Genomic DNA, 15,674 nt, shown 5'->3' on the forward strand with positions numbered 1-15,674 from the left:
GTTATTTTTTTGCGGCCTCGTTTAAACAGTTTTGCAATATACTGGCAAATATTTTATCGTTAGGGGCTTTGAAGATGGTGTTATGCTCTCCGGGTACCTTATGCACATTAACTCCTTTTAATGCATAAGGTTTCCATCCAAGATGCTCAAAGTCGTCCATATAAAAGGTTCGTTCCTCTGCTCTGAATAATTCTACAGCTATATCATTTGGCGCTAACCTATACCATTTTTCAGCAAGGATATTCATTTCATCAATTTTATTGGCATAGCCAAAAAAACCTTCCTGCTTTTCATTTTTTGATAATTTCCAAAACAGCCGGGTAAGACCGCGCTTAGCCATTTTACCTGCATGTGAAACAGTATCTGCAAAGCCGTTCGGAAACGATAAATTATATCCTACTTTTCTGCCAAAAAACTTGCCCCTTTTAATCTGCATGGTTAACCAGGGATCATAATAGGGCGAGCGATACGCATATGTATCAAACATAGCAAGCATTTTTACCTGTTTGCCCATGGCCTGAAACTGTTTGGCCATTTCAAAGGCAATGATACCACCAAATGAATACCCGGCAAGTGCGTAAGGGCCGTTAGGGTTTTGTGCCATGATTGACGCATTATAATGCGCCGCTATATCAACAATATTCTTTAATGGCTCATCAATGCCGTTAAGGCCTTTAGCCTGCAGGCCATAAACCGGTTGGTCGGCATCCATACCCGATGCCAGCGTATTAAACAGCAGTACATTTAACCCGGCACCATGTACAATATACAGCGGCATTTTGTTGCCCGTAGGTTTAATGGGTACGAGAGAATCCCATACAATAGACTTGCCATCCATCTCCAACATTAACGCCAATTTTTCAACCGTTGAATTTTCAAACAATGCAGCGAGCGGAAGGCGTTTGCCTGTAAGCTTTTCAATGCGGGTCATCACTTGTACAGCTATAAGCGAATGACCGCCCAATTCAAAAAAGTTATCGTAAATACCTACTTTATCAATCTCCAGAAATTCGGACCAGATATCGGCAACTAATTTCTCTACATCGGTTCTTGGGGCAACGTATAAATTGATACTTTCGGCCAGTATGGTGTGCTGAGCAGCAAGGGCTTTTTTATCAACCTTGCCATTAGGCGTTAATGGCATAGCTGGTATCACGATTAAATCGTCGGGTACCATATAATCTGGCAGGGCAGCTTTTAAAGTCATCCGCCAGCCCTTTATCTGCTCCGCTTCATTCTCCGCACGATAGTTATCGTTAATTACTAGGTAGGCTACCAGTTTATTAATCCCATTTTTATCCGGCCTTGCTAAAACCACGGCTTCCTTTACGTTGTATTCGTTGGCAAGGTGATATTCAATTTCGCCGGTTTCTATGCGATAGCCACGTATTTTTATTTGCGAATCGATACGCCCCAGGCATTCAATTTCACCATCTTCCATGAACTGGCCTAAATCGCCGGTGCGGTACATTTTACTGCCCGGCGTGGCGGAGAATGGATCGCTGATAAATTTCTCGGCGGTTAACTGGGCTTGGTTTAAATAACCTTTGGCAACTCCATCGCCGCCAATATAAATTTCGCCCGGAATACCGGGCGCAACCGGATTAAGGTATTGATCTAAAATATAAATGGATGTATTGTCAATCGGACGCCCGACGGTGATCATCCGATCATCAGCTTTTATTTGCTTAATGGTTGACCATACCGTGGTTTCGGTGGGCCCATATACGTTCCATAAACTCTCAGCGCGGGCGGTTATCTTCTCGGCCAGTTCCTTTGGTAGCGCCTCGCCGCCGCAAATAACCTTTATAGGGGTGGATTTGTTCCAGCCGGCTTCGAGCATGATGCGCCAGGTATAGGGGGTGGCCTGCATAACGGTTACCTTCTCGTTCCTGATGATATCAAGCAGGGCGCGGCCGTCTTTTGCTTCGGCACTGTTGGCAACAATTATCTGTGCGCCGCTGATTAAGGGTAGAAATAACTCAAGTCCCGAAATATCAAAACTTACGGTAGTGACAGCCAATAATTTATCAGCAGCAGTTATGCCGGGCGTTTTCTGCATGCTATACAAAAAGTTAACCAAGCCATTATGGGCTATCTGTACGCCCTTAGGCATACCGGTAGAACCAGATGTGTACAAAATATAAACCAGGTCATCGCCGGTTACCTCAACAAGAGGATCGGTTACAGGATATTGCGCAAGTTGTGGCCAGATATTTTCTATCAATAGCTCCTTAGCGTTTGATTGATAGCGCTCTTTATAATCATCGGTAGTTAGCAATAACACCGCCGCCGAATCATTCAGCATGTGATTAATGCGGTTTAAAGGGAACTGCGGATCAACAGGCACGTAAGTTGCGCCGGTTTTCATGATCCCCAGCATAACCATAACCAACTGTGCCGATCTGTTTAAGGCAAAGGCAACTTTATCACCTTTTTTTACGCCCTGGTTGATCAGTAAAGCAGCCAGTTGGTTCGCGCTTTCATTTAACTGTTTGTACGTTATGGTTTCGTCTGCAAACTTAACGGCTACACTATCGCCAAACTGTTCACATCGCTGGCTGATGAGCTGGTGCAGCGGTGTATCTTTGGGATAGGGAGCGTAAGTGTCATTCCAGACACTTAAAAGCTTTATTAGTTCACCGGAATTTTTAGCCGGGATATCGCCGATGAGCATATCCGGATCGTTTACCAGTTGCTTTAACAGAAACTCAAAGTCATCCATCATGTTACGAATGGTTGATGCTTTAAAGAGCTGCGTATTATATGACCACTCCAATACGAGTGTTTCGTCGCGCCCGGATATGTTTACAAATATTTCAAAACTTTCGTACTCCCGTGGATTGCTGATCAGCTGGTGCTTTAAGCCTTCAAACACCACACCGTCATCCATGCCCATATCAATGTTAAACATTACCGGTACAAGCGGTATGCGTGACGCGTCGCGGGGGATGTTTAAATTTTTGAGCAAGCTGCCAAAAGTGTACAGTTGATGGTCATAAGCATCCAGAATAGCAGAAGTGCGTTGTTTTAAATAATTTTTGAATGACTGATCGCCCTTTGGATAACTGCGCAGCGCGAGCAAGTTAACGCAGTGCCCAACCAACCCGTAATTTCCTGTAGCCGATTGCCCCGCGGCCGGTAAGCCTAAAATGATTTCTTCCTGTCCGGTTAAGCGCTGCAAAAATAGCTCGAAGGTGGCCAGCAGGGTGGTAACAAAGCTGCTGCCGCTGGTTTTGGCCAGTTTTTTAAGGGAGACAACCAGGTCAGTGTCCAAGCTGAAATCTTCCCGATGGCTTTTATAGGTACGCAATGCGGGGCGGGGCAAATCAGCCGGAATATTTAAGAGATGGCTGCTCCCCTTAAACTGATCGAGCCAATAAGCCTCGGTTTCTTTAAATTCAGGACTTTGTTCAAATGCTGATTGCTCTGCAGAATAATCGCTGAATGAAGGCGCAGGTGGTAATTGTATGGGTGCATTATTAGAGTGGGCGTTATACAATTTGCCCAGGTCCTGCATCATAATACCAATTGACCAGCCATCGCATACAATATGGTGAGCGGTAAAGGTTAAATGGTGTTTTTCATCAGCCAACTTAAGCAGGTTTATCTTAAACAGCGGGCCGTTAATAAGATCAAATGGAGTTGAGGCATTTTGCAGGTTTTGGCTGTCAATAAAAATCTGTTGTTCTGCTTCCGACCTTTCAGAAATGTCCTGATAATCCATTTCAAGCGGCAGTTCTTTGTACACGCAAATGTATTGGCCATCGGCGCTAAAACTTGATCTTAACGCTTCGTGCCTGTCGGTAATATCCTGTAAGGCCCGGAGCATAGCATCCTGATCAAACACGCCTGTTAATCTTAACGAGAACGATTCATTATAGGCACAATTAGCTGCATCGCCACCTATCAGGCACGACGTCCAGATCTCCAGCTGTGATTCTGTTGCCGGTGCAAGTAGCAATAATTCGGGCCCATGGAAAGGGTCAAATTCTACCGGGATTGTATCGTATGTGTAAATATTATCCAAATTAGTTATTGCTAAATTTTACCTGTAAATACTTCCCCGGGTTGTTTTCGTCGTTAATGAACCAGCCCGGATTCCCATCTTTATCACGGCCAAGCTTCGCGCCGGGAACGGGCGGCTCTGCTATTACCTTAGCAGCTTGTAATCCATTTGCAGGTTGAGGTTTCTCAGTGGGTATAAAACCGGCTTCTATTAATTCCGCCACACTTTCATCAAATTTGCTTATAATCTGATCTATTTCTTCATCAGTATGAGATGCAGTTAAAAAACAAGGAAAAAGGTCCCATATATGAATGCCCTTTAAGCGCATCAATGTAAATAGCAGCTCTCCGTAAGCTAACTCATATTTAAACTTAATTTTCCATAATGAGCCAAAGTACGGTATGTATAGAGGCAAACCTTCACGCTCGCAAATTGCATTTAGTGCATCGGCGAGGCGTTTAGTACGGGCATTTAAACCTTCCTGCAGGGCAGGGCCCTGCTCTTTCATATACAGTAACGTAGCCTTACCGGCTGCAAGGGCCAGCGGGTGGCGAACAAAGGTGCCTGCAAAATAGGTTACGCCGGCTTCGGGAGTTGAATCGTCGCCAAACTGCCAGTTGCCGCCATCAAGGGCATCCATATATTTGCTGATGCCTGCAATAGCGCCAATAGGCATACCACCGCCAATTACTTTACCATAGGTGCCGAGATCGGCTTTAATGCCAAACAATGCCTGGGCGCCGCCCTGGTGCATCCGGAAACCTGATATTACTTCGTCAAATATTAAAACGGTATCAGATTGGCTGGTTATTTCCCTCACTTTTTTCAGGAAAGCAACCGGCTGAAATTCCGGACGACGGCTCTGAACAGGTTCAACCAGTACAGCAGCCAGTTCATGCGCTCTTTCGGCTATTATTTTTAAGGACTCCTCTGTGCCGTAATCCAGTATGAGCATGTTCTGAACCACTTCGGGCATAATGCCCGGCGCGGCGGGTACGGTCTTTAGTTTTTTAGTCCCGCGAACAATCACCTCGTCATTAATGCCGTGGTACGATCCGCTAAATGCTACAATTAACGAGCGGCCTGTAACCGTGCGGGCTATTCTCATCGCGCCCAAAACCGCTTCGGAGCCGGTGTTGCAAAGCGCTGCGCGGTCGAAATTGGTAAACTCGGTTATCAGTTTACAAACATCACCTGCCAGCTCATGCTGAGGGCCAATTTCATAGCCTTTTTCAACCTGTTCCAGCACAGCTTTTTTAAGATAATCTGTTTGGTAACCTAAAAAGTTTGAACCGAAACCATTTAACGCGTCAATGTATTTATTGCCATCAATATCCCAAACATGACTTCCTTTTGAACGATTCACCACTAACGGATAAACCACCTCCTTGGTTAAGGGCCTGAAACCACTTACCACACGCGGGTCGGCCATATAAGCACGGTCCTTTTGTGTTTGCGCTTTACTGCCTTTTGTTTTTGCATTGTATTGAATAGTGAGACTTTTCAAAAAGTCGGTTTGCTTTTCATTCAGTCCAAGCGTTTGTTTTTCGATGCGTGCTGTTGCGCCAAAAGGTTTTTTTATTTCGATTGCTTCTTCGGGCGAAAGCTCAAATTTTACCGGCTGTGATTGTGCAGGCGCTGCAACGGGCCTTGATGAATTGTGATCCAGAGCAATTACAGGTGGATTTACATTCCCATTTTGCAGGAGTGCAAGCTGATTGGTGAGCAACTGCAGCTGCTGGGATATCAGTCCAATTATCAGATCATTATTATTAGTCCCGTTGCTTATAACTGGTGTTTGAATATTAAATGCAGGCTGTTGAGCTGCTGTTACAAGAGCAGGCGCAACTGGTACGGGTTTAAATGTATCGGCCGGTAAATTGGCATCAAGGTATGAAGCCAGTAATTCGAGACTGTTATATTCTTCAAATAATTTTCTGAAAGTAACGGGTATATTGAATGTTTTTTTAAGGTTAGTGGCAATTTGTGTTAACGAAAGGGAATCGAAACCAATTTCAATAAAACTTAAACCAGTGGCAGCCGCGTCAATCTCAATACCTGCCGCATCCTCAAATATTTCTTTTAGTTTATTAATTAAAATATCTTTTCTCATCTCTATAGTTTGCAGAACTGTGTTTTCTGTTGGTTTAATAAATGTATTTGATGCGATTTCAATAGTATTGGCAATAATGGCCGGTTCGAGCCAGTAACGTTTATGGTCAAAGGCATAAGTTGGTAAGTCTATCTTCTTTCGGTTGAGGTTTTTATAAAAGGCTTTCCAGTTAGGCTCAATGCCGTTTAACCATACTTGCCCCAAAGCCTTTAATACGGAATAACCTTCTGTAAGGGTTTCATTTTTTTCAAACCCGGCTATTATAGATCGGCCTGCCATGTGCTGGCGGGTTAACGTGGCCAGTATATTGCCCGGGCCAACTTCAAGGAAAACGCTGTTCTCATTTTGCTGTAATATATCCAAAGCATCTGCAAAACGCACGGTTTTTCTGAGATGCTGTGCCCAATAGGTAGGGTCGGTTGCTTCGGCTTCGGTCATCCAGTTGCCCGTTACTGTCGACACAACCGGTTTAACGGGAGGGTTTAATTTTATGGATTTTACCACCGCTTCAAAAGGAGCAATAACATCATCCATCATAGCCGAATGAAACGCATGGCTGGTATGCAGCAAACGACTTGGTATCCCTTTTTCGGTTAACTCACCTGCAAATTTATTGATCAGTTCGGCAGGGCCGGCAACAACACACAATTTACGTCCGTTAATTGCTGCGATAGAAATACCTGCTGGTAAAACTTCCTCCAATTTATTGGCCTCTAATCTAACCGACAGCATATTGCCTGTTGGCGCACCGTTAACTAACCTTGCCCTTTCGGAGATCAATGTTAAAGCATCCTTCAAACTAAACACACCAGCTAAATGCGCGGCCACGAATTCGCCAATGCTGTGGCCGGTTAATACCTCGGGCTGCATACCGTTGTGCATCCACCATTTTGCCAGGGCATACTCTAAAATGAATATGGCGGGCTGGGCATACAGTGTTTGTTTTATTTTTTCATGCGATTGATGGTCAGGAGCATCAGGGTACATTACATCCAATAAGTTTTCATGTATAGTACCCTTCAATAAATCAATACATTCATTAACAGCTGCGGCAAAAACAGGTTCGTTCCGGTACAGGTCATGTCCCATCCCGGCATATTGTGAACCCTGACCGGGGAACATAAATACTACTCCGGTAGCTTTGGTTTTTAAGCTTTTTGAAGCAGAAGGGTCTGTACTCGTCGCGTTTAATTTAACAAGCAGATCGTCATTACTATCGGCTATAATAAATTTGCGAAAGTTAAAATCTTCCCGCGTAGTTTGCAATGTATAGGCTACATCATTAAGTTCGATATCTTTATGCCGGGCTATATGGTCGCTTAACTTCCTGGCGTAATTGTTAAGGCTGTTTTCTGTTTTTGCCGACCAGGTAATCAATTTTAATGATTTATCAATACCAACTGCTATAGGCTCAGGTTCAAATTCTTCTAAAACAACATGCACGTTGGTGCCGCCTACGCCAAACGAGCTTACACCGGCACGCCTTATACCTTCGGCATCCCACGGTTTTAATTGCGCATTAACGTAAAACAGACTATTTGCAATATCAATGTTAGGATTGATGTGGTTATAAAATAATGATGGAGGGATTTGCCTGTTACGCAAAGCCAATACTGTCTTAATCAATCCCGCAACCCCAGAGGCAGCGGTAAGGTGCCCCATATTACTTTTTACAGAGCCAATGGCACAAAATTGTTTTTTGTCCTGATTTCCAAAAGCAAGATTCAGGCCTTCCATTTCAATAGGGTCGCCGAGTGGGGTGGCTGTTCCGTGGGCTTCCACATAGCTAATAGTCGATGCGTCAATTCCCGCATCGTCTATTGCCATAGCTATTGCCCCGGCTTGTCCGGACGCGCTTGGGCCGCCAAAGCTGCTTTTGCCCGCACCATCATTGTTAACGCCAACGCCTTTTATTATACCATAAATAGTATCACCATCGCGTTTGGCTTCCTCGAGGTCTTTCAAGAGTACTACGCCCGCGCCATCGCTAAAAACAGTACCAGTAGCTAAAGCATCAAAAGGGCGGCAATGGCCGTCGCTGCTCATGATAGAACCTTCTTCATAAAGATGCCCGCTTTTTAAAGGCGAAGTTATGGATGCCGCACCGGCAAGCGCTACCGAACATTGTCCGTCGCGGATGCTGCTCACCGCCTGGGCTATGGCCAACAAAGAAGTGGAGCATGCTGAATAAACCGCAACCGCCGGTCCTGTAAGGTTTAATTGATAAGCTGTGCGGGTTGCTATATAGTCTTTTTCGTTTAGTAACCTTACGTTGAAATGGCCTGCACGTTCAACCAGTTCCGGGTTGGTTAATACATTGTTATTATAATAAGTATTATACCCGCAACCGGCGAATACACCAACAGAACCGGTGTGTTTTTGTGGCAGGTGACCGGTTTTTTCCAGTACCTCCCAGGCCAGTTCTAAAAATACCCGTTGCTGCGGATCCATGAGTTCAGCAGCCCTTGGTTTAAAGCCAAAAAACTCCGCGTCAAATTCATCGGCTTTATCAATAATGCCCCTTGCTTTTACATAAGCCGGGTCGTTCTTTAAGACCGATGGTATATTTTTATCTAACTCATCATTGCTAAAAAAGCTGGTGGTTTCCCTACCTTCAGTAAGCAAGTCCCAAAATTCATCCATGGTATTGGCTCCAGGCAACCTTGCTACCATGCCAATAATAGCAACATCGCGATTGGTATTATTGCCTTTGTTTTTTCGGTTAAGTAGGAGAGGAGCGGCTTTGTGAACACCATTTAAAAAGTCAACCAGCCCGCTGACAGTTGGGTATTGATAAAGTTTAGTGACAGGGACATCATAATTGTGCTGCTGCTTTAATAAGGCAACTGTTTTTAAGGCTAACAGCGAGTTACCGCCAAGCTCAAAAAAATTATCATCCAAACCTATTTTATCCAGTTGCAGCAATTGGATCCAAGCCGAGGTTATGTTTTTTTCAATTATGGTTGATGGTGCTTTATAAAGCGCTGAAAGTTCAGGTCTTTGAAGACTTGGCAGTGGCAGCGCTTTCCTGTCAACCTTGCCGCTGGTAGTTTTTGGCAGTTCGTTGAGCCATACATATGCAGAGGGCAGCATAAAATCAGGTAATTGCTGTTCTAAGCTTTTACGGATATAATCAGTTTGCTGCCGACTACCTGATGCTACAAGATAAGCTATCAGGCGTTTTTGCCCGGAAGCGTCTTCCCTCGCTATCACTACCGCCTGTTGTATGTTTTCCAGCTGATTGAGCAATACCTCAATTTCGCCAAGCTCTACCCGGTTTCCCCTAATCTTTACCTGTGTATCCCTGCGGCCCAGGTATTCAATGTTTCCGTCGGGCATGTAGCGTGCCAGATCACCGGTGCGGTACATGCGGGTTGTTTTACCCGTAGAATCCTGCCAATTGATAAACTTTTCGGCAGTAAGGTCGGGCTTGTTTAAATAACCTACAGCCAGACTTACACCGGCTACGCAAAGCTCGCCGGTTTCTCCGTCCGGTAGCTTATTCAGGTTTTCATCAAGTATCAGAATTTCGGTATCGTTGATAGGTATCCCGATAGAAGGCAGGGCAGGCCATTGCGCAGCATCACCAGCTAATTTTAGCTGGGTTACCACATGCGTTTCGGTAGGGCCATACTGGTTATATAAAACACAATTAGGTAAGGCTTTAAAAAAGGCGGCGACCTGCGGGGTTATTTTCAACTGTTCACCTGCGGTCATTACCTCCTGCAGGGAGGCCGGGATATGCTTATTAGCGATAGCCGCCTCTGTTAGATATTGCAGTACAACAAATGGTAAAAATATCCTGTTTATCGAATAATCTTCAATATACTGTAAGAGCCTAACCGGATCAATCCTTAAATCTTCATCAACAAGCACTAAAGTGCCGCCTGTGGTTAAAGTCGCAAATATTTCCTGGAAGGATACATCAAATGTAAGCGGGGCGAATTGCAGTGTGTTTGTACCTGTAGTTGAAATGGAATTATCTTTTTGCCATAAAAGGAGGTTAACAAGAGCGTAATGCCCCATTAAAACGCCCTTTGGAGTGCCTGTTGAACCCGATGTATATAGCACATACGCACCACCTGAGTTATTAGTATACGGAACAGAATTAACAGATGGGTAGGTTTGATCGCTCCACAAAACATTTATGGGCAACTGTTCAAATATGTTTTTTTGCGCCGTGACCGCCAGGCAGGTATCAATGCCAGAATCGCTAACAATCTGTTCAAGTCTTTCCAGGGGATAACCAGGGTCGAGCGGTAAATAAGCTTTACCTGCTTTAAGAATACCTAAAACACCGATGATTGTTTCTATACTGCGATAGGTGCTGACCCCAACGATGGCTGAATTGGGAGAACGTTCAATAAGGGCAGCTGCCAAATTATTTGCCTGTTGATTCAGCTGACTGTAAGTAAGTTGTCTGCCATCATAAGAAACAGCAATTGCATCAGGAATTTTATTTACCTGATGTTCAAATAATTGGTGGATCAAAAAAGCATGATTCCTACCTTCTGCTGTAGACACGTTATCGATATTCATTAAATGACAAGGTTGGCTATCTTACACTGGTACAACCATTTAATTGGTTTTATTAAAGTTATTTGCAGGAACTTTAATTAGTTCAAGATAGCAATTTTTATGTTTTTATATATGTTTAATATTTAATTTAAAGAAATAAAATTAATTCTTTGTGTATTTAATTATTGTATAACTACTTTAATTCAAACAAACAGTCAGTGCTTCTTTTGAATTAAATTTAACTATTGCTTACGTTGTGCCTTTTCCCAAACTGCACTTTGTTTAGTGGTAAAATATCTGATAATACCTGCTAATACAGCATAATTCATCATGCAAAAATAATATGGTATAAATAATATTTTGATACGTAACTGCCTGTTTTCCATGATGTACCCGAGCAACGCCAATATGTAAAACAGTATTTGCGCAAACAGCAGTACCCTATAACCGGTGTTATCAGGCTCAAGCGCAAGCACTACGTTTAAAACCAATGAAAGTATCAGCAAGAAAGGAGTGACCGTCCATCTCAAAACCCGGTGGCTGATGTATTGAAAAGAAAGCACAGGGTAAGAGAACGGATTAAACAAACTCTTAAGGCGCAATATTGATTGCATACCGCCTGCCGCTATCCTGATCTTCCTCTTTAATTCCTCGCTTACGTTTTCTGACGCGGTTTCGGTAGCGTAAGCCTCAGGTTCATATACTATACGGTAACCCTTTTTGGCTATCAGCATAGATATCATAAAATCGTCCAGAACAGTATCTGCCGCAACCGGCTGGTACAACGAACGCCGCACACTGAATAACTCACCTGCGGCGCCAACAACCGAATAAAGTTCAGAATCCCATTTTTTAAGGGCCGATTCATACTTCCAGTAAAAACCTTCGCCAGCCGCGCTCGCATCGGCATTTTCGTCAAAATGAACCCGTTTTTCACCGGCAACGGCTCCAACGGTTTTATCGGCATAATGCCTGCATATTTTTATCAGCGCATCTTTATTTAAAAAGGTATTGGCATCGGTAAAAACTACGGCATCGGTATGTACAAATTCCATGGCGCGGTGTATGGCGGCTATTTTGCCGGCCCGCTGTGGCTGGTGCAATAATTTGATCTGCGGGTATTGAGCAATAATATTCGGCGTTTTATCTGAGGAGCCATCGGTGATAAACAGCAGGTTTAATTTGTCTTCCGGGTAGTTAAGCAGAAGGCTGTTGTTGATCTTTTCTTTAATAAAAGCCTCTTCGTTATAAGCGGCAATTACAAGGGTGCAGGTAGGTAAACTATCTATATTATCAGCTATGATTGGTTTTGGGCCTTTAACTATCCTTTTGATGCGGATAATGAGGTATAACAGTATACCGTAACCGGCAAAAGTGTAAAAAACAATAATCAGGCTAAGTATTAATGTGATTTTCATGCGATCGTATTAATGGGATAACCTAAATTATTACTGTTTTTAGAGTTCGAAAAATTCCACCAGACTGCCTTAAAAAGCATAGGAATAAAATTGTAATTTTTAGTTTTTATATATGCTATCACATTACGGGGTACAACCAACAGCAGAAAGTAAACGTAGAATATGAGCATCTTAAAAAACGGTGCGTTACGGCGTATAAAAAGTATGCGGTTGCGGTTCATGAAATACTCTTTCAACCGACTTTTTTTGCCAACAGAAACAGACTCTTTATGATAAATGAGGGCATCGGTACAAACCCAGGCTTTATAACCTGCCCTGATGATTTGCTCGGCCCAATCAACTTCTTCGTAGTATAAAAAGAAATTCTCGTTCATGAGCCCGGCTTTATCAATAGCTTCTTTCCTGATCATCATTGCTGCGCCGTGGCAATAAGCGGTAGGACCGGTGATATGATTAAACTGGCCTGTGTCACTTTGTTTTAAACCGATGCAATTATTACGGCAGGTATAGTAATTCATAGCTGTATAGCCTGCATATTGTATCAGTTGTTTATCGCTGTAATATTTGATCATCGGGGAAATCATTCCCGCATCAACGTTGTTGTCAAGTATTTCAACCAGTTTATTAATTAAGCCGGGGGTAAACTCGGTATCGTTATTTACCAGAAAAAGATAATCGCCGGTAGCTTCTTTTATACCAAGGTTATTCCCTCCGGCAAAACCCAGGTTCTTATCCGAGCGGATCAGTTTTACCGCAGGGTACTTTTCCGACCATTCGGGCACAGGGTTTACTTTGCTGGCATTATCAACCACAATGATTTCGATATTAGCGTAGCTGTTCGTTTTTTCTATAGATAACAGTAAATCCTCAGTAACCGCCGGTTGATTGAAATTTACAGTAACTACAGAAACTTTTTTCATGTATACCATTTGTTGTTATGAGCGGGCAATTTTATAAATTACAATTTTGATACTTTATCAAGGCAGCCCTGCAGCACAACTGCAAACTCTTTATCATTTGGTGGTGCAAATATGGTGTTATGTTCGCCCGGAATCTCGTAAACATTAACCCCTTTTTTGGCAAACGGCAACCATCCCAGGAATTTAAAATCGGCCATGTAAAAGGTGCGTTTTTTAGCCCTGAACAGTTCAATAGCTATTGGCAGGGGTGTTAGTATGTAATTGCGCAAAGCTTTTTCGCTGGCCTCGTCAATTTCATTATCATAAGCAAAAAAGCCTTCCTTTTTCTCTTCCTTGCTTGGTGAAAGTTTCCAGAACAATTTGATGATCTTCCGTTTTAAGATCAGGCTCTTATATTCAATAGTACGTTTAGGATCGTCGGCAAGCAATACCAGGCTGTAGCCTATCTGTTTTAAAACTAAAGTGGTACTATCAAAAGCTTTCCTGAGGACCGGATTATTTACGGTTGATTGTTCGGCATAAGTATCAAACATAGCCAGCATTTTAACCTCTTTGCCGGCAGCCATTAACTGTTTGGCCATTTCGTAAGCAATAATACCACCTAAAGAATATCCCGCAAGGGCATAAGGGCCATCAGGGTTCTTGGCCACAATTTCGGCTATGTAATTTGCGGCAATTTCTTCCATTACATCCAAAGGCTCATCAATACCATTAAGCCCTTTAGCCTGCAATCCATAAACGGGCTGGTCTGCATCCATGTTCATGGCAAGGGCATTAAATAACAGTACATTTAAACCGGCACCATGTACAATGTATAATGGCATTTTGCTGCCGCTGGGTTTAATAGGCACCAATGACTCCCAGGTTATGGAAGCTGGATCCATTTCGAGTCTTGCCGCCAGTTTTTCTACTGTCGAGTGTTCAAACAGGGTGGCTAAAGGTAATCGTTTGCCTGTTTCTTTTTCAAGACGGGCCATAATTTGCACTGCAACCAATGAACGGCCGCCCAGCTCAAAAAAGTTATCGAATATGCTGATATTCTGTAAACCCATTAGTTCCTGCCAAATGTCGGCAACCAGTTTTTCGGTGGTGGTACGTGGTGCTACAAATTCACCACTGCGTTGTATGTGACTGTAATCAGGTTTTGGGAGGGCCTTGCGATCAATTTTCCCGTTAGGGGTGATGGGGATGGTATCCATGATCACAAAATCGTCAGGCACCATATATTCAGGCAATACAGCAAGCAGGCCATGCTGCCAGGTGTCAAACTGGGCCCGCAGATCTCCGTCGTTTTTTTGCTCGTGTACAACTACGTAAGCCACCAGTCTTGGATTGCCCGGGGTATCCTCCCTTGCAATAACTACGGCTTGTTTTATGTTATCTTCTTTTAAAAGATTTTGTTCAATTTCTTCCAGTTCAATACGGTAACCACGTACTTTTACCTGGTGGTCGATACGGCCTAGGCAAACTATTTCTCCATCTTCTCTTATCTTACCCAAATCGCCTGTGCGGTACATTTTACTGCCGGGGATGCCTGAAAATATATCATCAACAAAGCGTTCTGACGATAATTCGGCCCTGTTTAAATACCCAACAGCAACGCCATCGCCACCTATGTATATTTCGCCAATAGTACCATCGGTATAATTTTTCAGGGCTTCGTCTAAAATATATATCTGGGTATTGTTAACCGGTTTGCCGATGGTAATATCTTCCTCACTGGTTACCTGTTTAACAGTAGAATATATCGTAGTTTCGGTGGGGCCATAAAGGTTCCAGATCTCTCCACATTTTGGGAGCAGTTGTGCCACAAGGTCCTTTGGTAAGGCCTCACCGCCGCAAAATACTTTTAAAGGCAGTTTTTCATCCCAACCCGATACCAGCATCATGCGCCAGGTATAGGGGGTTGCCTGTAATATGGTAACCTGTTCAGCCTTTACCAGATCAACCAGTGCACGTCCGTCTTTCGCGGTAGCAGAATCGGCTAAAAGTAACTGTGCTCCGCTAATGAGTGGCAGGTAAAGATCAAGACCGGCAATATCAAATGAAATGGTAGTAACAGCCAAAAGCTTATCGGCAGGGGTAATGCCTGGTTCGCGCTGTACGCTTAATAAAAAGTTGATGAGGTTATGATGACGAATCTGCACACCTTTTGGTTTACCTGTTGAGCCTGAAGTATAGAGTATATAGGCCAGATCCTGACCTGTTACACCAACCTCGGGTTCCTGTGCCGAATAAATAGGAAACTTATCAAGCGCATCTTCAATTAAAACTTCTTTTGAGTTGGCTATAAAGTGATCGTGGTACTTTTTTGAAGTAATTAATATTTTGGCCGATGAATCTTCGAGCATAAATTCAATCCTGTCTTTCGGATACTCGGGATCGAGCGGTACATAGGCCGCGCCGGCTTTCATAATTGCCAGCAGGGATATAACCATTTCCGGCGAACGGTCAAGCGCCAGACCGGCAACATCACCTTTTTCCAAACCCTGTTCAATTAAATATTGAGCGAGCTTATTGGCAGCATCATTTAAACTTCTGTAGCTGAAAACGCGTTCATGAAATTTTAAAGCTACCTGGTCGGGCGTTTCATGTGCTCTTTGGCTGACAAAGTGGTGCAGTGCTTTATCCTTCGGATAATCGGCCTGGGTATTGTTTAATGTGCTTATAGCGGCGGTATTTACTGTAGCATCCAT

5 protein-coding genes are annotated in these 15,674 nt (G+C 43.5%); all 5 read right to left on the reverse strand.

Annotated elements, in window-relative coordinates; all coding sequences use genetic code 11:
• Position 1 precedes the first annotated feature (1 nt).
• The 5 genes from SNE25_RS16940 to SNE25_RS16960 all read right to left on the reverse strand — a co-directional run bounded on the left by SNE25_RS16940 (position 2) and on the right by SNE25_RS16960 (position 15,674).
• A complete protein-coding gene (locus tag SNE25_RS16940; RefSeq protein ID WP_321560176.1) occupies positions 2 to 4,030 on the reverse strand; it encodes a non-ribosomal peptide synthetase in 4,029 nt (1,342 codons plus the stop codon).
• 1 nt (position 4,031) lies between these two features.
• Positions 4,032 to 10,661 (reverse strand): polyketide synthase, encoded by a 6,630-nt coding sequence (locus SNE25_RS16945; RefSeq protein WP_321560177.1) that lies wholly within the window; start codon positions 10,659 to 10,661, stop codon positions 4,032 to 4,034.
• 221 nt (positions 10,662 to 10,882) lie between these two features.
• Positions 10,883 to 12,058, reverse strand: a complete 1,176-nt coding sequence (locus SNE25_RS16950) for a glycosyltransferase family 2 protein (RefSeq protein ID WP_321560178.1) — start codon at positions 12,056 to 12,058, stop codon at positions 10,883 to 10,885.
• Positions 12,055 to 12,978, reverse strand: a complete 924-nt coding sequence (locus tag SNE25_RS16955) for a glycosyltransferase family 2 protein (RefSeq protein WP_321560179.1) — start codon at positions 12,976 to 12,978, stop codon at positions 12,055 to 12,057. Before SNE25_RS16955 ends, SNE25_RS16950 begins: the two co-directional genes overlap by 4 nt.
• 38 nt (positions 12,979 to 13,016) lie before the next feature.
• Positions 13,017 to 15,674: a non-ribosomal peptide synthetase gene (locus tag SNE25_RS16960; RefSeq protein ID WP_321560180.1), complete on the reverse strand. Its 2,658-nt coding sequence runs from the start codon at positions 15,672 to 15,674 to the stop codon at positions 13,017 to 13,019.

It is taken from the genome of Mucilaginibacter sabulilitoris (assembly GCF_034262375.1).
GTDB lineage: Bacteria > Bacteroidota > Bacteroidia > Sphingobacteriales > Sphingobacteriaceae > Mucilaginibacter > Mucilaginibacter sabulilitoris.